Annotated in this window: 25 protein-coding genes and 1 tRNA gene; 12 read left to right on the top strand and 14 right to left on the bottom strand. The window is 64.9% G+C overall.

Annotation, left to right across the window (positions count from 1 at the left end):
- Positions 1 to 252 precede the first annotated feature (252 nt).
- The 5 genes from GR303_RS06900 to GR303_RS06880 all read left to right on the top strand — a co-directional run bounded on the left by GR303_RS06900 (position 253) and on the right by GR303_RS06880 (position 3636).
- The gene (locus GR303_RS06900; protein WP_161725947.1) at positions 253 to 666 is read left to right on the top strand and encodes a hypothetical protein; all 414 of its coding nucleotides are present in this window, start codon (positions 253 to 255) and stop codon (positions 664 to 666) included.
- Positions 663 to 1181: a DUF551 domain-containing protein gene (locus GR303_RS06895; protein ID WP_161725945.1), complete on the top strand. Its 519-nt coding sequence runs from the start codon at positions 663 to 665 to the stop codon at positions 1179 to 1181. The genes GR303_RS06900 and GR303_RS06895 overlap by 4 nt, the downstream gene beginning before the upstream one ends.
- Complete coding sequence (locus tag GR303_RS06890; protein ID WP_161725944.1) at positions 1174 to 2016, top strand: DUF5131 family protein; 843 nt, start codon at positions 1174 to 1176, stop codon at positions 2014 to 2016. The genes GR303_RS06895 and GR303_RS06890 overlap by 8 nt, the downstream gene beginning before the upstream one ends.
- A gap of 235 nt (positions 2017 to 2251) precedes the next feature.
- Entirely contained in the window at positions 2252 to 3289 is a 1038-nt protein-coding gene (locus GR303_RS06885; protein ID WP_161725942.1) for a tyrosine-type recombinase/integrase, read from the top strand.
- Positions 3286 to 3636, top strand: coding sequence for an HNH endonuclease (locus GR303_RS06880; RefSeq protein WP_161725941.1), 351 nt, complete (start codon positions 3286 to 3288; stop codon positions 3634 to 3636). Before GR303_RS06885 ends, GR303_RS06880 begins: the two co-directional genes overlap by 4 nt.
- Positions 3637 to 3707: 71 nt before the next feature.
- Here GR303_RS06880 and GR303_RS06875 read toward each other — a convergent pair.
- Positions 3708 to 3783: transfer RNA gene (locus GR303_RS06875), tRNA-Lys, on the bottom strand.
- A 274-nt stretch (positions 3784 to 4057) separates the two neighbouring features.
- Complete coding sequence (locus GR303_RS06870; RefSeq protein ID WP_161723628.1) at positions 4058 to 5620, bottom strand: 2-isopropylmalate synthase; 1563 nt, start codon at positions 5618 to 5620, stop codon at positions 4058 to 4060.
- A gap of 423 nt (positions 5621 to 6043) precedes the next feature.
- Between GR303_RS06870 and GR303_RS06865 the strand changes: the two genes are divergently transcribed.
- Complete coding sequence (locus tag GR303_RS06865; protein ID WP_161723627.1) at positions 6044 to 6352, top strand: hypothetical protein; 309 nt, start codon at positions 6044 to 6046, stop codon at positions 6350 to 6352.
- Here GR303_RS06865 and GR303_RS06860 read toward each other — a convergent pair.
- From GR303_RS06860 to pdxY, 3 genes are read right to left on the bottom strand one after another with little or no spacing between them, the layout of a single operon-like run.
- Positions 6343 to 7056: an NUDIX hydrolase gene (locus GR303_RS06860; protein ID WP_161723626.1), complete on the bottom strand. Its 714-nt coding sequence runs from the start codon at positions 7054 to 7056 to the stop codon at positions 6343 to 6345. The genes GR303_RS06865 and GR303_RS06860 overlap by 10 nt on opposite strands.
- Positions 7053 to 7958 (bottom strand): PhzF family phenazine biosynthesis protein, encoded by a 906-nt coding sequence (locus GR303_RS06855; protein WP_161723625.1) that lies wholly within the window; start codon positions 7956 to 7958, stop codon positions 7053 to 7055. Before GR303_RS06855 ends, GR303_RS06860 begins: the two co-directional genes overlap by 4 nt.
- A 4-nt stretch (positions 7959 to 7962) precedes the next feature.
- Positions 7963 to 8811: a pyridoxal kinase PdxY gene (gene pdxY, locus GR303_RS06850; protein ID WP_161723624.1), complete on the bottom strand. Its 849-nt coding sequence runs from the start codon at positions 8809 to 8811 to the stop codon at positions 7963 to 7965.
- Positions 8812 to 8963: 152 nt separating this feature from the next.
- On the opposite strand from pdxY, the gene GR303_RS06845 reads away from it, so the two are divergent.
- From GR303_RS06845 to GR303_RS06835, 3 genes are all read left to right on the top strand, one after another.
- Positions 8964 to 9485 (top strand): DedA family protein, encoded by a 522-nt coding sequence (locus GR303_RS06845; RefSeq protein ID WP_161723623.1) that lies wholly within the window; start codon positions 8964 to 8966, stop codon positions 9483 to 9485.
- A gap of 67 nt (positions 9486 to 9552) precedes the next feature.
- Complete coding sequence (locus tag GR303_RS06840; RefSeq protein WP_161723622.1) at positions 9553 to 9708, top strand: hypothetical protein; 156 nt, start codon at positions 9553 to 9555, stop codon at positions 9706 to 9708.
- A gap of 107 nt (positions 9709 to 9815) precedes the next feature.
- Positions 9816 to 10163, top strand: a complete 348-nt coding sequence (locus GR303_RS06835) for a hypothetical protein (RefSeq protein WP_161723621.1) — start codon at positions 9816 to 9818, stop codon at positions 10161 to 10163.
- A gap of 20 nt (positions 10164 to 10183) precedes the next feature.
- Here GR303_RS06835 and GR303_RS24630 read toward each other — a convergent pair whose 3' ends face one another.
- The 3 genes from GR303_RS24630 to ilvC form a co-directional block, all read right to left on the bottom strand.
- Positions 10184 to 11011: a patatin-like phospholipase family protein gene (locus GR303_RS24630; RefSeq protein WP_343231984.1), complete on the bottom strand. Its 828-nt coding sequence runs from the start codon at positions 11009 to 11011 to the stop codon at positions 10184 to 10186.
- A 23-nt stretch (positions 11012 to 11034) separates the two neighbouring features.
- Positions 11035 to 11934 (bottom strand): Crp/Fnr family transcriptional regulator, encoded by a 900-nt coding sequence (locus GR303_RS24625; protein WP_246726424.1) that lies wholly within the window; start codon positions 11932 to 11934, stop codon positions 11035 to 11037.
- A gap of 159 nt (positions 11935 to 12093) precedes the next feature.
- Complete coding sequence (gene ilvC, locus GR303_RS06825; RefSeq protein WP_161723619.1) at positions 12094 to 13113, bottom strand: ketol-acid reductoisomerase; 1020 nt, start codon at positions 13111 to 13113, stop codon at positions 12094 to 12096.
- Positions 13114 to 13388: 275 nt separating this feature from the next.
- On the opposite strand from ilvC, the gene GR303_RS06820 reads away from it, so the two are divergent.
- Positions 13389 to 13937, top strand: coding sequence for a DUF924 family protein (locus tag GR303_RS06820; protein WP_161723638.1), 549 nt, complete (start codon positions 13389 to 13391; stop codon positions 13935 to 13937).
- Positions 13938 to 13941: 4 nt separating this feature from the next.
- On the opposite strand, the gene ilvN is transcribed toward GR303_RS06820, so the two are convergent.
- From ilvN to GR303_RS06805, 3 genes are read right to left on the bottom strand one after another with little or no spacing between them, the layout of a single operon-like run.
- Positions 13942 to 14484: an acetolactate synthase small subunit gene (gene ilvN, locus GR303_RS06815; RefSeq protein ID WP_161723618.1), complete on the bottom strand. Its 543-nt coding sequence runs from the start codon at positions 14482 to 14484 to the stop codon at positions 13942 to 13944.
- 30 nt (positions 14485 to 14514) lie between these two features.
- Positions 14515 to 15195, bottom strand: coding sequence for a glutathione S-transferase family protein (locus GR303_RS06810; RefSeq protein WP_161723617.1), 681 nt, complete (start codon positions 15193 to 15195; stop codon positions 14515 to 14517).
- Positions 15196 to 15212: 17 nt separating this feature from the next.
- A complete protein-coding gene (locus GR303_RS06805; protein ID WP_161723616.1) occupies positions 15213 to 16985 on the bottom strand; it encodes an acetolactate synthase 3 large subunit in 1773 nt (590 codons plus the stop codon).
- 273 nt (positions 16986 to 17258) lie between these two features.
- Between GR303_RS06805 and GR303_RS06800 the strand changes: the two genes are divergently transcribed.
- Positions 17259 to 18083, top strand: a complete 825-nt coding sequence (locus GR303_RS06800) for an RMD1 family protein (RefSeq protein ID WP_161723615.1) — start codon at positions 17259 to 17261, stop codon at positions 18081 to 18083.
- Here the strand turns inward: GR303_RS06800 and miaA are convergent.
- Positions 18061 to 18993, bottom strand: a complete 933-nt coding sequence (gene miaA / locus GR303_RS06795; RefSeq protein ID WP_343038459.1) for a tRNA (adenosine(37)-N6)-dimethylallyltransferase MiaA — start codon at positions 18991 to 18993, stop codon at positions 18061 to 18063. The genes GR303_RS06800 and miaA overlap by 23 nt on opposite strands.
- Positions 18994 to 19007: 14 nt before the next feature.
- Here miaA and serB point away from each other — a divergent pair, with 14 nt between their 5' ends.
- Positions 19008 to 19916: a phosphoserine phosphatase SerB gene (gene serB, locus GR303_RS06790; protein ID WP_161723613.1), complete on the top strand. Its 909-nt coding sequence runs from the start codon at positions 19008 to 19010 to the stop codon at positions 19914 to 19916.
- 81 nt (positions 19917 to 19997) lie between these two features.
- Here the strand turns inward: serB and GR303_RS06785 are convergent, their stop codons facing one another.
- Both GR303_RS06785 and GR303_RS06780 read right to left on the bottom strand, forming a co-directional pair.
- Entirely contained in the window at positions 19998 to 21506 is a 1509-nt protein-coding gene (locus tag GR303_RS06785; protein WP_161723612.1) for a DegQ family serine endoprotease, read from the bottom strand.
- A gap of 89 nt (positions 21507 to 21595) precedes the next feature.
- Complete coding sequence (locus GR303_RS06780; RefSeq protein ID WP_161723611.1) at positions 21596 to 21787, bottom strand: DUF2065 domain-containing protein; 192 nt, start codon at positions 21785 to 21787, stop codon at positions 21596 to 21598.
- Between the last annotated feature and the right edge of the window lie 5 nt (positions 21788 to 21792).

Genomic DNA, 21792 nt, shown 5'->3' with positions numbered 1-21792 from the left:
TTGCCGAGGGAACAGGGCGGAAGGCGACCATCCGAGCTGATCTTGTGATGGTTGACGGCCTGCCTGCCACTGTTCGGCTCTCACGATGGGCAATGGGCTGGTCGCATCAGTGGCTCAACCTCCCTGGTGGGGCACTCTCATTCGAGAATGGGAACTGGGTCCGCATCGGGCCAGACGGCGAACCGATACTTCCGCTGTTTACTGCCGCCGAAGCCTCCCGCACCGCCCTCAAGCAGGAGAAGGGGCCCTCCCATGACCAGTGATGTTCTCCTCGCCCTCAAGACAAGGCTGGAAGAGGCCAAGGGGCCGGATCGGCAACTCGATATGGAGATCGTCTGGCAACTACTTCTGCCAGAGGACAGCAAGCGGGTCTTCAATGGCGTCCGTCATGTTGAAAGCGGCTGGCATGTCGAACACGGCAAGACGTTCTTGCCATACGCAGACCGTTTCGAGGGATATGACCTAACCGCCTCCCTCGACGCCGCTCTCTCCCTCGTGGAGACGCTGTTGCCGAGTGCACTCATCACGATGGGGCAGACTTTCGACGGTATCTGGTACGTCAGCTTGGACGTGAATGCGGTCCATCGGGGGCAACATAGGCACCTTCCCCTTGCCCTCCTCCTCGCCCTCGTCAACGCCCTCATCGCCCAGGAGCAGCAGCCATGAGCACGAAGCTGAGAGAGAAGATCGCTCGGATTATCGATCTCGACGCGCACAGCTCGTGGCAGAGGCTCTACGACCTTTGCCTGCGGGATGGCGATGATGAAACCAAGGCCCGAGAGATAGCCGATTTCGGCTACGGCAAGTCCGTTCGGGCTTCTCAGGAAAAAGCGGACGCCATCCTCGCCGCCCTTGCCGCTGAAGGACAGGGGCGGGAGGGCTGGCAGGACATCAGCACGGCTCCGAAGGATGGAAGGGCCGAAATCATCGGCATCGACGGGTGCGGGCGGGTTTACAAGACTTGGTTCTTCGCCCCGTCGGGTCGGACGCAACAATGGCTTCGGGCGCACGATAGTGTTCCCTGGCACCCCACCCACTGGATGCCTCTTCCCGCCCCTCCCCCGGTCAGCGGAGAGGGTAGTTTGTGCCCTCCTTCGGGCCAAGGCCCTCATCGGGAAAGCTCAAGCAGCGTTGAGGCAAGCCGCCAGGTCGCGCCGCCTGAGGGAGGCGCCAATGGCTGAGAACACCGCCATCCAGTGGACCAAGCACACCTTCAATCCGTGGTGGGGCTGTACCAAGGTCGGGCCCGGCTGCGATCACTGCTATGCCGAAACCTTCGACAAGCGTGTTGGCGGCTCTCACTGGGGCACAGGCCAACCACGCCGGCTCGTGAAAGACTGGAGCAAACCGCGTCAGTGGAACCGTGAGGCCGCCAAGACCGGCGAGCGCCCATGGGTGTTCTGCGCCTCCATGGCCGATGTCTTCGACAACGAAGTGCCGGACGAATGGCGTGATAGGCTTTGGGATCTCGTGAGGGAATGCCAGAACCTGAACTGGCAGTTCGTGACGAAGCGCGTCGGCAACGTGGCCAAGATGATCCCGGCCGATTGGGCTGAGAACTTCCGGCATTGCGGGATCATCGCCACGGTCGTTCATCAGGAAGAGGCTGACCGGGACATCCCCAAGCTGGTGCGGCTCAAGCCTGCTACCCGCTGGATCGGCCTTTCCATCGAGCCTCAGATCGGTCCTATCGACCTCAGTCCTTGGCTGAATAGCCTCGATTGGATCATCACCGGAGGCGAGAGCGGTCACGGGGCGCGGCCCTACGATCCCGTCTGGGCAAAGAGCCTCATCGACCAGGGCAGGCGCACCGGAGTGCCCGTCTTCGTCAAGCAGATGGGCGCCAAGCCTGTGGGGCTCAAGCTCGTGGATGCCAAGGGGGGCAACGCGGGTGAATGGCCGCCTAGCCTGCAAGTGCGGCAAATGCCACGGATCGCGTTTGAGCCTCCGTCCGCAAACACGGCGAAGAGGAGCGAAGCGACGGATGTCACCCCCAACCTCCCCCAGGGAGAGTGAAGCATGGGACAGGCAGAGCATTCACGATTGCTGACCCGTGAGGAAGCGGCGGCGCACTGCCACCTCAGCCCGTCCGGCTTCTCCCGGTGGGTGGCCCAGGGCAGGCTCCCCCGCCCCCTCCCCGGCACGCGCCGCTGGGACGTGAGGGCCATTGACCGGGCGCTGGACAGATTATCCGGCCTATCCGACTCTGAGGCGGGGCAAAGCGCCTACGAGCGGTGGAGGGCCAACCGGAATGCGCGTCATGCTTAAGGGGATACACCGGGTACCGCGGCGGCTCGCGGACGGGACAAAGACGATCTATTACTATGCCTGGCGAGGCGGCCCGCGGCTCCGCGGAGAGCCGGGGAGTTCGGAGTTCCTCGCCAGTTATCAGGAGGCCCACAAGGGCCGCACAATTGCCGCGGACGGCACCCTGCACCAGCTCGTGACGGAGTTCCGCGGCAGCAGCGAGTACAAAAGCCTCTCGGATAGCTCCAAACGGGCTTATCAGACCTATTTGAACCTGATCGATGCCGAGTTCGGGGACCTCCCCTTGGAGGCTCTGACAGCCCCGGAGATCCGCGGCGACTTCAAGGCTTGGCGGGACGGCATGGCGGACACGCCGCGGAAGGCGGACTATGCATGGACGGTCCTGGCTCGGGTGCTTTCGGTCGCCAAGGACCGCGGCCGGATCACGGTGAACCCCTGCGAACGTGGCGGACGGCTCTACAAGGCAGATCGGAATGACCTGATCTGGACAGAAGACACCCTGCGTCGCCTCTTCACCGTCGCCTCTCCAGAGGTGATGTCGGTTGTCATTTTTGGGCTTTGGACGGGGCAGCGCCAGGGCGACCTGCTGCGCCTACCCTGGTCTGCCTATGATGGGAAGTATCTTCGCCTCAAGCAGGGGAAGACCGGCGCCCGCGTGACCGTGCCCGTGGGGGTGCGCCTTGCCGAGGAAATCGGCTCCTTGAAGAAGCATGGCACGATCATGCTTACCTCTTCGGACAAGACGCCCTGGACATCAGACGGTTTCCGGGCGTCATTCAGGAAGGCCTGCGCCAAGGCGGGGATTGGGGATCTGCATTTCAACGACCTGCGAGGAACCGCGGTCACGCGACTTGCTATCGCCGGAGCAACAGAATTTGAGATTGCGGCGATTACCGGCCACACTGTCAAAGATGTCCACTCAATTTTGGACCGGCATTACTTGAGCCGTGATGTCGTTCTGGCTGAAAATGCTATACGTAAACTTGAGGCGCACAACGCACAGGGACGGTCCAGCGCATGACGACGCGAATTCAACTTTATAAGAACCGCAAGCCCACCGACCTCTACGCTCTGGTTGATGACGACGTGGCCCATCACTTTCAGCAGCATCGGTGGTCAGTTCATAAGCCCAATGGCTCACGGACGATGTACGCCCGTGCCTCAATCCGCGGAGCGACCGTCTACATGCACCAGCTCATCATGGGGCAGAAGGATGGCATGGAGATCGACCACTGCGACGGCAACGGCCTGAACAATACCTCGGAGAATTTGCGGCACGTGACCCATGCCGAAAACATCCAGGCGATCCACTCCCTGAATGCCTATCGAACCTGGAAGGCAGGACGGAAACAGGAACGCACTTTGTAAAATGGCATGTAAACGGGTGTAAAACGGTCGACCCGTTCTATCCATCAACCCATCTAAGTGATTGATTTTATTGGTGGGTGTGCAAGGATTCGAACCTTGGACCCGCTGATTAAGAGTCAGCTGCTCTACCAACTGAGCTACACACCCGTCGCCGAAGCGAGTTCAGCGGCGCGTTGTCCGCTGAAGAGGCCGTGCGTGTAACAAACCGGGGCAAGCCTGTCTAGTCCCCGAAGGCGAGGTTTTCCGCCCCGGTTCGGGATTTTTCCGGGTTCAGCCCCTGTCGCCCTTCGAACCCGCTTCCGGGGCTTTTCCGATGCCGCACCGCTTCGAAGAAGGTCCCTGGAAAAGCCCAAGCTTGCAGGTTCGATAGCTTGCGCCGCCCGGCAGAGAAAAGGCCCGCCGGAGCGGGCCTGATCGTGTGTTACTCCGCCGCATGTTGCGCGTGCAGGCGGGCGCCCCGGCTCAGGAGCTTGTTGAGGGCGCCCAGATAGGCCTGGGCGGAGGCGACGAGCGTGTCCGGATCGGCGGCTCGGGAGGTGACGCTGCGGTTGTCGGCGGAGAGGCGAACCGAGACCTCGGCCTGAGCATCGGTACCTTCGGTGACCGCATGAACCTGATAGAGCTCCAGCACCGCCTCGTGGGGCACCAGGGCTTTGATGGCGTTGAAGGTGGCGTCCACCGGGCCGTTGCCCTCCTGCTCCTCGACCACGATCCGGTCATCCACCTGGAGCCGCATGGTGGCGCGCTGCGGGCCGCGGGTGCCCGCCACGATATGGAGCGAGACCAGCTTGATGCGATCGTGCGCCATGGCGATGTTCTGATCGACCAGCGCCTCGATGTCCTCGTCGTAGACGTGCTTCTTCCGGTCCGCGAGTTCCTTGAAACGCTCGAAGGCGTCCTGGAACTGGTTGTCGGAGAGGCTGTAGCCCAGCTCCTCCAGCTTGTTGCGGAAGGCCGCCCGGCCGGAGTGCTTGCCCATCACCAGAGAGGTCTTGGACACGCCGACGCTCTCGGGCGTCATGATCTCGTAGGTCTGAGCGTTCTTGAGCATGCCGTCCTGGTGGATGCCGCTCTCGTGGGCGAAGGCGTTCCGGCCGACGATGGCCTTGTTGTACTGCACGGGGAAGGAGGTGGCAGCAGATGCCAGCTTCGAGGCCCGGGTCAGCATGGTCGATTCGATCCCGGTCTCGTAGGGCAGCACGTCGCCGCGGGTCTTGATCGCCATCACGATCTCCTCGAGAGCCGCGTTGCCCGCCCGCTCGCCGATGCCGTTGATGGTGCACTCGATCTGCCGCGCGCCGCCTTCCAGCGCCGCCAAGGAGTTCGCGACGGCGAGGCCCAGATCGTTGTGGCAATGGGCCGAGAAGATCGCCTTGTCCGCATTCGCCACCCGCTCACGCACCGCCCGGAACATGGCACGGTACTCGTCGGGCGTCGCATAGCCCACCGTGTCCGGCAGGTTGATGGTGGTGGCGCCGGCCCTGATGGCAGCCTCCACACAGCGGCACAGATACTCGATCGGGGTACGGGTGGCATCCATGGCGGACCACTCCACATCCTCGACCAGGTTGCGCGCCTGGGTCACGGTGGCGGTGATGATCTCCAGCACTTCCTCTTCCGACTTGCGCATCTGGTGCGCCAGGTGAATCGGGGATGTGGAGACGAAGGTGTGAATGCGAGGCCGCGCCGCATGGCGCACCGCCTCGCCGGCACGAGCGATGTCGGCCGCAATGGCGCGGGCAAGTCCGGCGACGGTCGCCCGCTTCACCTGCTTGGCGATCAGGGAAACGGCCTCGAAATCCCCGTTGGAGGCGATGGGGAAGCCCGCCTCGATGATGTCGACGCCCATGGTGTCGAGCAGTTCCGCCACCTCGAGCTTCTCCTCCAGGGTCATGGTGGCGCCGGGGCATTGCTCGCCGTCGCGCAGGGTGGTGTCGAAGATCAGAACGCGGTCCTTGGAGGAGCCGGATACGGGGGTGGTCATGGGTCTAGTCCTTCTCGGGAGGAGCCTTAGGGCTCAAGGTTGTTCCTGCTTGTCCAGAACCCCTGAGAGCCCAGGCGGCAACGCCCAGCCGACCCTCAGGGGCAGCTAAGGAGAAGGAGGCCAAGAAGGCGCGCGAGAGCGGCCGCAGGAGCGGGGCCGTTCATTCTTGCGCTGGGGGAGCCGATGATCATCGCTGCCCAAATCCTCCATGGCCGCGGGCTTTCAGCCGCGAACAACGGGCACGTTTGTAACGGCGCTCCCTCAGAATGGCAAGCCTTTGAAACAAACGAAAAGCAAAAGCTCGACCGTCGTGCGGGTTATGGCTCGACGCTAGGGCAGGACTGGTCAACGTGCAGTCTGCCCTAGATGAAGTCGAGCTTGACCATACTTCCCGGTTCGAACAACCCACGAGGAGATGCTCTCATGAAAACTGCCACCATGCTGACCTTGGCAGGAACGCTGGCGCTGGTCGCCTGCAACCAGACGGCTTCCGGCCCCGCCTCTCCCGCGTCGGGAGCCATGGCCTCCGCCTCCGGCACAGGCTGCCAGGGCGAGATCACGCGCTACCGGGCCGTGATGAGCAACGACCTCGCCATGGGCCATGTCAACCAGTCCGTGTACAACCGGGTCGATCGGGAGATCGGACAGGCCGAGGCGGCCTGCGCTGCCGGACGCGACGCGGAGGCGATCCGCATGGTCAACGCCACGAAGGCGCGGCACGGCTATCTCTGAGCGAAGACCCATTCGAAGAAGGACTGAAGGAAAAGCGGCATCCGCTCCCGGTCGATATCCCCCGGCCCGCGGATGATCCGCACGTCCTGCAGCTCAGGCTCTTCCTGGCGGGAGATGTTGGCGCGGATGGCCGCCGCGCCCTCCTCTGCCGTGACCGGCAGCGTCACCATGCGCAGGAAGGCGATGGTGGGCCAGCGCTGAACGATGATCCACTCACCGTCCACGCGGTACTCGCCTTCCGCAAGCCCCGTCTCCTCGGCGAGCTCACGGGTGAGGCTGGTTGCCAGATCGACGGTGCCGTCGGGTCTGAGATCGGTGGGATCCGGCGTTCCGGCCGGGAAATAGACCCTGCCCGCGTTGGTGGTGCCCTGCCCCATCACCCCGCAGAGATAGGCGCCGTCGGACCCGCGCAGCGCCCCCATGGCAAAACCGTTGGCGATGGTCGGATCTGGATACCCCTTGTCGATCCAGGCCACGAAGTCCGCATAATCCACCTCGAAATAGGTGGAGCGGCACAGATCCTGCTCGAAGGCGACGTCCTGCAGCAGCAGGACCCGCCCGTTGAACATCAACGGCTTGCCCGCCGTGCGGCGCTTCCAGTTCTCCTCCACGAAGGCTCGGTTCTGCTTGGGCCAGGCCCAGTCCAGCGGCCGGCAGCACGCCTCGACGCGGGAGACGCGGTGGAACGCGAGCTCGCCCCTCACGCCAGAAGCTCGCCGCGGCTCACCATCACCGCCCCACCCCCGATCTCGGCGGAGACGAGGGCTCCGTCCTTGATCGCCATCTGAAGCAGGATCTCGCTCGGGCGGCCCATCTCGACGCCCTGCTCGATGACGATGTTGTGCTCGCCGTCGCCCAGAGGCTCGCACTGCATGAGGGCACCTGCGAAGGCCGCAGCGGCCGAGCCGGTGGCCGGGTCTTCCACGATGCCCATGCCCAGACCAAACATGCGGGCACGGTAACGCAATCCATCGGCCTGAGGGATGCGGGTATAGACATAAGGTGCCGGGTGATCGCTGTCGCCGAAGGCCTTGTCGAAGGCCTCGCCCTGTGGCTTGGCTCTGGCCAGTGCTTCAAGCGATGCGACAGGCACGAGATCATACGCGACGCCTGCCGAATGGCGGCTGGGGATGTGGCGATCGAAACCGATCTCCGTGGGGTCAAGACCAAGCGCCCAAGCACATGTGGTCGGGTCCTTGCCCTCACCCCAAACGAAGGGCAGACGCGGCAGGCGGAAGCGGGCCGTGCCGCTGGTCCCATCCTTCACCTCGACGGCACAGGGTACGATGCCGACCTGCTCTTTGAGCCCAAAAGCCACCGCGCCCGGCTGGCCGTCTTGGTCGAGCAACGCAAGAAGCACGGCGGTTCCCACGGTGGGATGTCCTGCGAAGGGCAGTTCACGAGCCGGCGTGAAGATGCGGATATCGGCGCGCTGGCGCGGCTCAGAAGCCGGGAGGACGAAGACCGTCTCGGAGAGATTGAACTCCTTCGCGATCTGCTGCATCCCCGCCGTCTCGAGTCCCTCGGCGTCGAGGACCACGGCCAGGGGATTGCCGGCGAAGCGCTCGCCCGTGAAGACATCCAGGGTGACAAACCGGCGGGGCATGGGATCAAACCTCTTCCACGTCGAAGCGGTGGGTGGGGGAGACGAATTCGTCCTGCGCCGCAATGGTCAGGATCTCGCGGGAGCCCGCCTCTTCCGTGCGCTTGAGCAAGCCGTAGATGGAGGCGGAGGCTTCCGCAAGAGCTGCCGGGGCCGAGCGCGAGCGCGCATAATGGACGAAGAAGAGCGCGGCGATGGCATCCCCTGCCCCGTTGACGGAGAGCGACAGCTTCGGGGTTCGCACACGCCAGAAGCGCCCGCCTTCGCCGGCCACCAGGTCCACGCTGTCGGAGGGTGTTTCCCGTGCTTCGACGGAAGTGACGAGCACCACCCTGGGGCCCATCGCATGAACGGCGGCAACCGCCTTCTTCACGTCGTCCATCGTCCGGGTCGTAAGGCCGGAGAGATAGTCGAGCTCGAACTGGTTGGGGGTGATGATGTCGGCTGCAGGCACGGCCTGATCCCGCATGAACTCGGGGATTCCGGGGCGCACGAAGATGCCGCGGCCCACATCGCCGATCACGGGATCGCAGCAGTAGAGAGCCTCCGGGTTGAGGGACCGCACACGCGCCACGGCGGAGAGGATCGCGTTGCCGATGTCGGCCGAGCCCATATAGCCGGAAAGCACGCCGCCGCAGCGGCCGAGCACTCCGCGCTCGGCAATGCCCTCCACCAACTCCTCGATGGCCGGTCCGTCGAAGACACGGCCCTTCCAGGAGCCGTAGCCGGTATGGTTCGAGAACTGCACGGTGTGGATCGGCCAGACCTCGACGCCGAGGCGCTGCATCGGAAACACGGCTGAGGCGTTCCCCACGTGGCCGTAGGCGACATGGGACTGGATCGAGAGAACGTTCATGGCTCTTGCCCCCTTGCGTCCGGGTTACCGCAACACGAACTTCGCTTCAAATCGCGTGATGTGATCCCATCCATCACAAAGTCGATTGGGTCCTTTCGATCCATGGAGCATGCCTGTATCAACCCCACCGAAACGGGAGCCGGACCGCATTGATGGACATCGATTTCTGGAAGACCAGCATCCTGGATTTCGTGCAGGCCCATCGGGCCTATGCCCCGTTCGTGCTCGGGATGATGACCTTTGCCGAATCGCTCGTCTTCGTGTCCCTGCTCCTGCCCACCATGACGATCCTGATCGCGGTCGGTTTCGTGCTGGCTGCGGCCGACATCCCTTTCTGGCAGGCCTGGACCGGGGCGGTCTGCGGCGCCTTCCTCGGAAACTGGCTCTCCTATGCCATCGGCCAGCGCTACAAGAAGACGGCCTATGGGATCTGGCCCCTGTCCCGCAATCCCAAGCTGATCGCGCGAGGCGAGGAGTTCTTCCAGCGCTTCGGCCCCTGGGCCGTGTTCCTAGGGCGGTTCTTCGGGCCGATCCGGGCCGTCATCGCCCTCATCGCCGGCATCTTCCTGATGCCGGGCGTGCTGTTCCAGGCCGCCAACCTCGCCTCCGCCTCCGTCTGGGCCTTCGTGATCCTCGCGCCCGGCGCAGGTCTGGCCCAATACCTGCTGTGGTAGGGGCGCGCACCCGGGAACCCGAGGTCCGAAGGGGCCATTAACCCTCGTCACCACAGGAGGTCCCCTCATGGGCAAAGGCAAGATGAACGGCGACAACTCCGCCGAGAGCAAGAAGCACCTCGACGATCACACCCGCGGCTCCGGCGGCACGATGAAGAACCGCAAGGACCCCGGCAAGCAGGACAACAACAAGGCTCAGAACACGAAGAGCAACCAGCAGTAAGAGCTGGGCATCCTCCCTGGAAACTGCGCTTTCCCCTCCGTTCCTGGAGGTTTCAGCCCGGTTCCGCAATGTTAAGAGCTTAGCTATAACGTTGCGGAACCATCACCGTGTCCGATCTCTCATCCGGCTCCATCGGCGAGCTTGAATACGCCCCGCAGGCGGCCGCCGCCTCGAACCCGCTTTCCGCAGGCCTGCCTGCGGCGTGGTGGCCCTCTATCTGGGGTATCGCCGCCCTTGTCTATGGCTCGTTCTGGATGACGGAGAGCTGGAGCACGGCCAAGCCCCTGCTCGGCCCTACCAGGATCAACCATCTGACCCAGGACATGTGGAGCCTGCTGGTGACGCTCGTCGCCTGCTGCGCCTTGTACCGGTTCTACAAGCGGCGGTCGCAGACGCTCGGAATCCTGCTGACCGTGATCGTGGCGGCTCTGGCCATGATGTGGCACCGCCTCTGAGAGGCTCAGGCCCGGCGCTTCTACGCAGCTTTGAAGCTGTCGAGCGCGCCGCTTTCGATCCGTTCACGCGTATGCTCGTAGCCGATCTCGACCACCCTCTCGAACTGCTCCCAGCCCCGCAGGGGCACATCGGCCAGGGGCGGATGGATGACCAGGGCCGCATGGGCACGGGCCTTGAGGGTCTGGGCATCGCTTGAAATGGTCGCCGCACGGTAGAGCAGGCTGACGATGTCCGGAGCATTGGCCGGCAAACCCAGAAGCCGGCGCAGGAGCGGCGCCTTCTTCTCCTCCTCGCCGGGCGTGGTGAAGGCCACGTCGCGGGCCACGTCGATGCCGAGCACCGGCCCTCTCTGGAGATCCGACATCACATCGGCCGGCAGGTTGTTCATCATTGCCCCGTCGACGAGAACCCCCTCCGGCTCGACCACAGGCGGGAGGAGGCCCGGGATGGCCAGGCTCGCCCTCAAGGCCCGCCAGAGCGGCCCCTGGCGATGAACATGAGTCGTGCCCGTGGTCAGGTTCGACGAGACGCAGAAGAACGGCAGCCAGAGTTCCTCGATGGTCCTGTCGCCGAAGTGCTCCATCAGCCGCGCATCGACCTTCTGGCCGCGCACCAAGGCCACGAGCGGCAGGGTGTAGTCGTTCAGCGGCGGGTTTCTGACGAAGGCCTCCCGCATCAGGGCCTTGGCCTCGTCGAGCCCGATCTGGATGGCGCAGGTGGCCGCCATCACCGCGCCGATGCTGGTTCCGCCGACCAGATCGACAGGGAACCCGTATTCGCGAAGCGCCTGGATGGCACCGAGATGGGCGAAGCCCCGCGCCCCTCCCCCGGCCAGTACCAGGCCCACGGCCCGTCCGCTCGACGTGCGGATCAGGCGCTGGAGATCGGCAGGCTTCTCTCGCGCACCTGGAGCCGCTGGTCGACAGGGAGGCGGGCGAGCGAGGGGTGAGCCGGCAGCGGGCGGGAGGCGTCCGCCTTCTGCAGCAGCACGAGGTCGTGACGGCGCCAGGACGAGACGGCACAGGTGAGCGCTTCCGCCTCGGGAACGAGCGGCTCGCCGGGACGGGCGACGAACATCACGTGGTCGGCATGCCGGATGCAGCGGCTCGTCCAGGCGCCGGACGGTTCGGTTGCGACATAGATGACGCGCTCGCGACCGGCCTCGAAGCGGTAAAGCCAGTTCTCGTCCGCCTGGGTCGGCATCGCCTCGAGGAGGTCGACGCCCGCTCCATGGCTGCGCCGCATTTCTTCGAGGAACGCCTGGGCGAAGTCGGCCACGGCCACGCCCTGGGTGACGGGCACGATCGCGAAGGTGGTGGGCTTGAAGCTGATCGGGCTGCTGCGCGTGGTCGCACGGAGCCGGTCGGCGAGCAGACGCGACAGGTAGACCATCACCGTGGGACAGCGCTTGACGAGGCGCTCGAACGCCTCGCGGGTAAGCTTGAGCAGAACCGAGTCGCGCAGGGCGGTGACGCTGGCCGAACGGGGGGCATTCGAGATCAGGGCCATTTCCCCGATCGTCTCCGGGGGGAAGATGCGTGCGACGCGCCTCTGCTCCCCATGGCTGCCCTGGATGGACACGCCGAGCGCCCCGGACACGAGCATGTAGAGCGCGTCCGCCGGGTCCCCTTCCTGGAAGAGAATCGCGCCTCCCGGGAGGATCACCTGCTGGAGTTCGGCCTGGAGTTCCAGACGCGCCACGGGATCGAGATCGGCCCAGAGGGGCGCCTCGAATTCCGGGAAATCCTTGGTCTGGATCGATGCACTCATGAAAGGTCGAACCTTGCGCTACGGAAGCCCACTAGCCGGAAATGCCCGGGCTCGCAAATTCACATCCGGCTTAGCGCAAGAGAGATAGAGGCGGCGCGGAGGAGACTTCCTTTTCCTTGAGAGGCAAGGATTTCCCAGGCGTCGCGCCGCCTTGCGGCCTTAGTTCCGGCTCTTGTCGACCAGAGCCTTTTCCTTGATCCAGGGCATCATGTCGCGCAGGCGGGCGCCGACATCCTCGATGGGATGGGCGGCGTTGCGGGCACGGACGGCCTTGAAGGAGGTCTGGTTGACCTTGTTCTCGAGCATCCAGTCGCGGGTGAACTTGCCGGTCTGGATGTCCTCCAGAACGCGCTTCATCTCGGCCTTGGTCTCGGCCGTGATGATGCGGGGACCCGTCACGTACTCGCCGTACTCGGCGGTGTTCGAGATCGAGTAGTTCATGTTGGCGATGCCGCCCTCGTAGATGAGGTCGACGATGAGCTTCACTTCGTGGAGGCACTCGAAATAGGCCATCTCGGGGGCGTAGCCCGCCTCGACGAGGGTTTCGAAGCCCGCCTTGATCAGCTCGACGAGGCCGCCGCAGAGCACCACCTGCTCGCCGAAGAGGTCGGTCTCGCACTCCTCCTTGAAGGTGGTCTCGATGATGCCGGCGCGCCCGCCGCCATTGGCGGAGGCATAGGAGAGCGCGATGTCATGGGCGTTGCCCGTGGCGTCCTGGTGGATCGCGATCAGGGTCGGCACGCCGCCGCCGCGCTGGTACTCGGAGCGCACCGTGTGGCCGGGGCCCTTGGGGGCGACCATGAGCACGTCGAGGTCCTTGCGGGGCTCGATGAGGTTGAAATGGACGTTGAGGCCGTGCGCGAAGAGAAGGGCGGCTCCCTCCTTCATGTTGTCGTGCAGATCGTTGCGGTAGATGTCGGCCTGCAGCTCGTCGGGGGTCAGCATCATGACCACGTCCGCCCACTTGGCGGCCTCGGCCACTTCCATCACCCGGATGCCGGCCTTCTCGGCCTTGGCCGCGGAGGGCGAGCCCTTGCGAAGCGCCACCACGATGTCCTTCACGCCGGAGTCGCGCAGGTTCAGCGCATGGGCATGGCCCTGGCTGCCATAGCCGACGATGGCGACCTTCTTGCCCTTGATCAGGTTGATATCTGCGTCGCGATCGTAATAGACACGCATGGTCCTCAAGTCCCTTGTCTCAGAGGGGGCATTCCCCCGGCCTTCGTTGACGCTGCACCGCCCGGATGGACCTGCGCAACATTTTGTTCATCAGGCGCCGCTTTTAGCGAATAAAACTGCGCTGACAAGTTGTTGTTTGTAGCAAAACTGCTGCCCCTCCCTGCATGCGGTGCAGGACGGCCCGTTTGGCCCAAACGATCCGAGCCTGGAGAGTTCAATCCGCTCCCCAATGCTCTAGATTGGTGTCCAAGCTCCTCCTCGAGAAGGACAACGCCATGCAGCGCCTTGCCACTCCCGACGAAGTTGTCTCCTTCTGGCGCGAAGCCGGACCGGCCAAGTGGTTTTCGAAGGACGAAGCCTTCGACCAGACCTGCCGCGACCGCTTCCTGTCCACCTATGAGGCCGCCGCACGAGGCGACCTCAACGAGTGGGAGCTGACGCCCGAGGGCGCGCTCGCCGTCGTTCTCCTCCTCGACCAGTTCCCCCGCAACATGTTCCGGGGACGACGCGAAACCTACAGAACCGACCCGGTCGCCCTCATGGCCGCCGACCGCGCCATCGAGCGGGGCTTCGACCACAAGGTGGAACCGCAGTTCCGCCGGTTCTTCTACCTGCCCTTCATGCACTCGGAATCCTTGGCGGACCAAGAGCGCTCGGTGGCCTTGAACGAAGCCCTCGGCGAAGAGGATTCCATCAAATGGGCGCGCCACCATCACAGCATCATTGCCCGCTTCGGCCGCTTCCCCCATCGCAACGCCATCCTGGGCCGCGAGACCACGCCGGAGGAGGAGGCGTTCCTGAAGGAGAGCGACTTCAGGGGCTGAAAGCTCACATTCCTTCTGCGCCGCGCGCCATGGCGGCGACCCCGGTGCGGGAGACCTCTACGAGACCCACGGCCGTCATCAGCTTGATGAAGCGCTCGACCTCGTCCGTCGTGCCGGTCAGCTCGTAGACGAAGGAGGTCAGCGTCGCATCGAGCGTGCGGGCCCCGAAGGCCGAGGCCAGGCGCATGGCCTCGACGCGATGGTCGCCCTTGCCCACCACCTTGACGAGGCACAGCTCGCGCTCCACGGCCTCACCCGTGAGCGTGAGATCCACCACGCGATGCACCGGCACGAGGCGCTCGAGCTGGCTCTTGATCTGCTGGATGATGCTGTCGGTGCCCACCGTGACGATGGTGATGCGCGAGATATGCGCCTCGTGCTCCGTTTCGGTGACCGTGAGGCTCTCGATGTTGTAGCCGCGGCCGGAGAAAAGGCCGGCGATGCGGGCAAGAACGCCCGGCTCGTTGTCGACGATCACCGCGAGCGTATGCCGGTTGACGGGCTCGACGCGGGTGGCATCGGGATAGTGGGTCTTCATCTGGAGCATGGTTGTGTCTTCCGGCTTCGTCTTCTGGTCTCAGGCTGCGATGCGGTAGTTCTCGATGGCCTCCTCGTCGACCTCGTCGGCATCGACGATCCACGCCTCCTTCAGCGCGGCGCCGCGCCATTCCTGGAAGGCGGGCAGCGAGAGGATCGTGCTGACATAGGCCTGCGTGGCGGGATCGAGAGCGATGGAATAGGTGTCGAGGCGCGTCGCAAGCGGGGCATACATGGCATCAGCCGCCGAAAAGGCGCCGAAGAGGAACGGCCCGCCCGCGCCGAAGCGTTCGCGCGCCTGGCGCACGATCTCGCTGAAGCGGGCGACATCACCGGCGACCGCCTCGCCGCGGTCTCGCGGGCCATATTTCCTGCCGAGATTCATCGGGCATGCGGAGCGCAGGGCCGAGAACCCGGCATGCATCTCGGCCGCCACCGAGCGCGCCATGGCGCGGGCCTTGCGATCCTCAGGCCACACGGGCGCGCCGTAAGCCTCGCCCACATGCTCCATGATCGCGATGCTCTCCCACACGGTCACGTCGCCGTCGATGAGGATCGGCACCTTGCCGGCCGGCGAATGCCGGAGCACCTTCTCCTTGGTGTCCGGCTGGTCGAGCGGGATGACGATCTCGTCGAACGCCACACCCATCTGCTTCAGAAGCAGCCAGGAGCGCAGCGACCAGGACGAGTAGCACTTGTTGGCGATGACAAGGGTGGGCATGGCTCTCACTTTCCGGATCAAACCAGCATCTTGCCCTTCTCGTCGATCACCGAGCCGATATCGGCTCCGGTCTCGCCGAGATAGTCGTTGAGCAGCATTTCGTTGTGCGCCTTGCCCGAGGGGATCATCGGGAAGCAGTTTTCGGTCTTGTCGACGACGCAGTCGAAGATCACCGGGCGGTTCACGTCGATCATCTGCATGATCTTCGCGTCGAGCTCGCCCGGCTTCTCGCATCGGATGCCGACGGCGCCGTAGGCCTCGGCGAGCTTCACGAAGTCGGGAAGAGACTCGGAGTAGCTCTGGGAATAGCGCCCGCCGTGCAGCAGCTCCTGCCATTGGCGCACCATGCCCATGTACTCGTTGTTCAGGATGAACACCTTGATCGGCAGGTTGTACTGCAGGGCCGTCGACATCTCCTGCAGCATCATCTGGATCGAGGCCTCGCCCGCGATGTCGATCACGAGCGCATTCGGGTGCGCGAGCTGCGCGCCGACGGCTGCCGGCAGGCCGTAACCCATGGTGCCATGGCCGCCCGAGGTCATCCAGCGGTTCGGCTCCTCGAACTTGAAGTACTGGGCCGCCCACATCTGGTGCTGGCCGACCTCCGTGGTGACATAGGTCTCGCGGTCCTTGGTGAGCTCATAGAGGCGCTGGACCGCGTGTTGAGGCTTGATGGTCTCGTCCGAGTTCCGGAAAGCGAGGCAGTTGCGCGAACGCCAGCCCTCGATCTTGCTCCACCAATCCTTGAGCGCCACCTTGTCGGCCTGATGCGCGCCCTGCCGCCACAGCCGCACCATGTCCTCCAGCACATGGGCGCAGTCGCCGACGATGGGGATGTCCACCTTCACGGTCTTGTTGATGGAGGAAGGGTCGATGTCCACGTGGATGCGCTTGGAGAAGGGCGAGAAGGCATCGAGCCGTCCCGTGATGCGGTCGTCGAAGCGCGCGCCGATGTTGATCATCACGTCGCATTCATGCATCGCGAGGTTAGCCTCGTAGGTGCCGTGCATGCCCAGCATGCCGAGCCACTGCTTGTCGGACGCCGGATAGGCGCCGAGTCCCATCAGGGTCGAGGTGATCGGAAAGCCCGTGAGCCTGACGAGCTCGCGCAGCAGCGTCGAGGCATGAGGTCCGGAATTGATGACGCCGCCGCCGGTATAGAACACCGGGCGCTTCGCATTCGCCATCAGCTCGACCGCGGCGCGGATGTGCTCCATGTCTCCCTTGACGGTCGGGCGGTAGGTCTTGTGCTGGTTGCTCAGCGGCCGGACATAGGCGCCGGTCTTGAACTGGATGTCCTTCGGCAGATCGACCACCACGGGACCCGGGCGGCCGTTCTGCGCCACGTAGAAGGCCTCGTGCAGAACCCGTGGCAGGTCCTCGATGGATTTCACGAGATAGTTGTGCTTCGTGCAGTGGCGCGTGATGCCCACCGTATCGCATTCCTGGAAGGCATCCGAGCCGATGAGATGGGTGGGCACCTGGCCGGTGATGCACACGAGCGGGATCGAATCCATCATCGCATCGGCGAGGCCGGTGATCGCATTCGTCGCGCCGGGGCCCGAGGTGACGAGCACCACGCCGGGCTTGCCCGACGAGCGGGCATAGCCCTCGGCCGCATGCACGGCGCCCTGCTCGTGACGGACGAGCACGTGCCGAACCTTCTCCTGATGGAAGAGGGCATCGTAGATGGGGAGTACCGCGCCGCCCGGATACCCGAAGATATGCTCGACCCCCTGATCCTGCAGGGCTCGGATCACCATCTCGGCTCCGGTCATCATCTCGCTCATCGTCCTCGCTCCGTCGGTCTCGTCTGCTGTGTCTGTCGAATTCGGGCAATAAAAAAGGCCCCTGAGGGGCCTGTGCGCCATCGCCGGACCTGCGGGTCAGTCCCGCTCCGTCGATGGCGCTCGTACTACGAGAATAAGCTTGCGCATTTGGGCAGCTCTCGGTTCAAAAGTTGCGCAGACGCTAACCGATGCTTCCCAATAGGTCAAGCGGGGTGGTCCTGGCCGACGACGGCTTAGCTTTTCGGGCAAGGCCCCTATTTTAGTCGTATGACCATGACCGATACGAGCTCGACCGGGGCGCCGATGCAGAATCTGCGCCTCACCGCCCGCGCCCTTCTCCTGGGAGACCGCCTCGACGTGGCGGGGCTGGAGCGCAGCGACGTTCTGTCCACGACGCCCCTCGCCTTCCGGGCCGGCCAGGACGGCTTCGTGGCCCTGTTCCGCTACGGCGTGGCGGTGCTGGTGGGCCTCACCCCCCTGGAGGAGGACGAGGTCATCCGCAGCCTTCGCCAGCGCATTCAGGGCGAGTTTGCCCGCCACGAGGAGGAAACGGCCGTTATCGAAATCTCCCCGGAGCGGGATGACCAGATCCCGCCCGGAGGCCCGATCTACATCAGGCAGCTCTCCACCGAGCGGCTGATCGTCATTGCGGACGCTTTGTCCAAGAGCGCTACCCTTGCCCGGGACGAGCGGGAGGCGACCGCCGCCTTCGAGCTGGTGGAGCCCTCCGTCGAGCACCTGGCCCAAAAGGGCCGCCGCCCGCGAGATCGCCGCAAGATCCTGAAGCATGTGGGCCGCGCCCTCCTCGTCCGGCAGCGCATGTCGGGCCGGGTGGCCGTGGAGGAGAAGCCGGACGTCCTCTGGGACCGCCCGGACCTGGAGCGCCTCTATGCGCGCCTGGAGGACGAGTACGAGCTGAAGGAGCGCGCAGCCGCCCTCCACCGCAAGCTCGAAGTGCTCGGGGACACAGCCCAGGCCCTGACCGACATCATCGACACCGAACGCTCCCTCCGCCTCGAGCTGATCATCGTTCTCCTGATCGTGTTCGAGATCTTCATCACCTTCTACCAGATGCTTACGGGCTCCCTGGCGCATTGATCCGGTCCATCGCCGCATCGAACGCCTTTTCGGGCTCGACCCAATGCCAGTCCGGCAATTGATGCCGGAACCAGGTGAACTGGCGCTTGGCGTAGCGGCGCGTGTCGCCCTGCCCTTTGGCGATGGCCTCGTCGAGGGTGAGCTCGCCGCGCAGATGGGCGAGAAGGCCGGGAACGCCGTGGGCGCGCATGGCCGGGAGCATCGGGTCGAGATTGCGCCCGCCCAAGGCCTTCACCTCGTCGAGCGCCCCCTGCTCCATCATGGCGAGGAAGCGCCGGTCGATCCGCCGGCGCAGGTCGTCCCGGTCCGGGGCCAGGAAGAGCTTGACCAGGTGGCGACCCGCCAGAGGCCCCGGCTCGCGCACTCCGTGAAAGGACACGAGCGGCCGCCCGGTGGCGGCGAAGACCTCCAGGGCCCGCTGGACTCGCAGCCGGTCGGAGGGGCGTAAGGTTCGCGCGGTCTCCGGGTCACGCTCCGCGAGAAGCCGGTGAAGCTCCGGCGTTTCCAGTCCCTCGCTCTCCCGGCGCACCTGCTCGCGCACCTCATCCGGCACCGGAGGCATGTCGGAGAGGCCTTCCGTGAGAGCCTTGAAGTAGAGGCCGGTTCCGCCGACGAAGATCGGCAGCCTCTTGCCCTGGACCTCCTGCAGAACACGGACGGCATCGGCCACATAGCGGCCCACGGAGAAGTTCACGCCGGCATCCACGTGACCGTAGAGCCTATGGGGAGCTTGAGCCTCCTCCTCCGGGGTTGGGCGGGCCGTGATGACGCGCAGGTCCCGGTAGACCTGCATGGAATCGGCGTTGATCACCACGCCGTCCAGGGCCTGTGCCAGCCTGATTCCCAATGCGGACTTGCCTGATGCGGTCGGCCCTGCGATGAGGACCGCGCCGATCCTGAACTCATTCACAGCCGGGTCTCCCCATGGCCTCTTCCCCGAATTCCCTTGTTGCGACCCTGATCGCCAACCCATCCCAGCCGGCCGTCACGGAGGAGGTCATTGCCTTGGCGGCCCGAGCGCTGGGACAAGAGACGGAACAAGCCGTCCTGGCAAGGGGAATCGCAGCGGACCTGATCCCTCCAGGTGCGCCGGATGCAACAGCCGTCGACGCAGCTCTGCGTGGCGTCCTGGCAGGGCGGCCCATCGACATCGTGGTGCAGCCGCAGGCGACGCGTCGCAAGCGCCTCTTCCTCGCGGACATGGATTCCACCATGATCGGCCAGGAATGCATCGACGAGCTGGCCGCCTATGTCGGGCTGAAGACGGAGGTCTCTGAGATCACCGAACGGGCCATGCGCGGCGAGATCGCCTTCGAGCCGGCCCTGCGCGAGCGCGTGGCTCTCCTGAAGAACCTGCCGGTCAGTGTGGTCGACGAGATCATCGAGAAGCGCATCACCCTCACGCCCGGTGGGACGGCACTCGTCCGGACGATGCGCGCCAACGGCGCCTATACCTGCCTCGTCTCCGGCGGCTTCACGCTCTTCACCGGCCCCATCGGCTCGAAGATCGGCTTTGACGAGCACCGCTCCAACCGCCTGATCGTGGACGGCGAGAGGCTCTCAGGGCAGGTGGAGGAGCCGATCCTCGGCCGCGAGGCGAAGCTCGCAACCCTGATCGAGCTTCGCGATCGCTTCGGCCTGGCTCCGCACGAAACCATGGCCGTCGGCGACGGCGCCAACGACCTTGCCATGCTGGGTGAGGCAGGTCTCGGAGTCGCCTTCCATGCCAAGCCGGCGGTCGCCGCAGCGGCCCATGCACGGATCGACCACGCCGATCTTTCGGCGCTGCTTTACTGCCAGGGATACCATGCCGAAGAGATCGTGCTGGATTGATCCGTTACTCACGTCCGGCACTAAAAATAAGAAAGGCGGCCACAAGGGCCGCCTTCTTCGTCATGATGGAACGGCTGACGATCACTCGATGGACAAGGCGACGAAGCGCACCTCGCCCTGTGCATTCGCGACCAGGAGCAGCGCCGACTTGCGGCCCTGGGCCTTGAGGTCGTCGATCCTCTTGGTCACGTCCGCGGGGCTGGTCACCGGCTCCTGATTGACCTCAACGATCACCTCGCCGGCCTGGATCCGCTTGTCGGAGGCGGCCGAGTTCGGGTCGACGCGGGTGATGACCACGCCCTTGAGATCATCCTTCAGGCTGAAGCGGCGGCGCAGCTCGTCGGTCATGCCGGACATGTTCAGGCCGAGGGCTTGACGGGTTGCGGTCGGCGGCTCGGTCGAGGGCTGCTGCAGGCTCGCCTGCTTCTCCGTGTCCTCGAGGCGGCCGAGGGTGACCTGCTTGGTCATTTCCTGGCCCTTGCGGACGATGGTCACGTCGACGGCCTTGCCAACCGGCGTGGAGGCCACGATCCGCGGCAGATCGCGGGAATCCTTCACCTCCCGCCCATCGAAACGAACGATCACATCACCCACCTCGAGACCGGCAGGCTTGGCGGGACCCTTGTCGTCGACGCCCGCGATGAGAGCACCCCGGGCCGAACCGAGATTGAGCGCCTCAGCCGTCGCATCGTCCACGTTCTGGATGCGCACGCCGAGCCAGCCCCGGCGGGTCTCGCCGAACTGGCGGAGCTGGTCGATGATCGGAACGGCGGTGGAGGCCGGAACCGCAAAGCCGATGCCGACCGAACCGCCGGTGGGCGAGAGGATGGCCGTGTTGATGCCGATCACCTCGCCGTTCATGTTGAACAGCGGGCCGCCGGAATTGCCCTTGTTGATGGAGGCGTCGGTCTGAATATAGTTGTCGTAGGGACCGGAATCGATGTTGCGGCCGCGGGCCGACACGATACCGGCCGTGACGGAGCCGCCGAGCGCGAAGGGATTGCCGATCGCCATCACCCAGTCGCCCGGGCGGATCGTCTCGGAATCGCCGAACTTCACCGCCTTGAGCGGCTTGTCGGACTTCACCTTCAGGACGGCCAAGTCCACCTTGGAGTCCTTGCCGACGATCTCGGCCTTGAGGCGGGTGCCGTCGGGAAAGATCACGCTGATGTCGTTTGCGTCGCCGATCACGTGATTGTTGGTGACCACGATGCCCGAGGGGTCGATCACGAAGCCGGATCCAAGCGAGTTCGAGCTGCGCGGACGCGAGGGGCTGCTGTCTCCATTGCCTTGGCCCCGGCGGTTGAAGAACTCCTCGAAGAGATCCTCGAAGGGCGTGCCGGGCGGCAGCTGGGGCAGGGTGCGGTTGCGGGCTTCGACCGTGGTCGAGGCCGAGATGTTGACGACCGCGGGCATCACCTCCTGAACCAGATCGGCGAAGGACTCGGGCGCGGAGCGGGCATAGGCCGGCAGCGGCAGGGCCGTTGCGGCGAAGGCAAGGACCGCAAGGGCGGAGGCGGCCAGCCGGCGCAGGGAGCGTCGAACCTGCATCGTCTCGGAAGGCGCCAGCGCGTTCGTGGCAATGCTCATAGGCAATCCTCTCTCGGGGGTTCCTGGATATAGATTGGTGCTCGGTCCCGCCATTCAAGCAGGCATTGCGGCGGAAGCTTGGCGGCCTGTCAACCGAATTGGCGCATCAGCCAGATGACCCCGAGCCCGATCACGGCCGAGACGATGCCCACGATCCGCATCTGGTCGCTGGGGCTGTGGGCCGCCTCGTACATGGCCCTGCGCATGCCGTCGGGAAAGGCCGCAAAAAGAATGCCCTCGACCGCGAGAGCGAGGCCGAGGGCTGTAATCAGGTCCGACATCGGGG

The sequence above is a fragment of the Microvirga arsenatis genome (assembly GCF_009910705.1).
GTDB classification, from domain to species: Bacteria; Pseudomonadota; Alphaproteobacteria; order Rhizobiales; family Beijerinckiaceae; genus Microvirga; species Microvirga arsenatis.
This window is presented reverse-complemented; position numbering and strand designations above follow the sequence as displayed.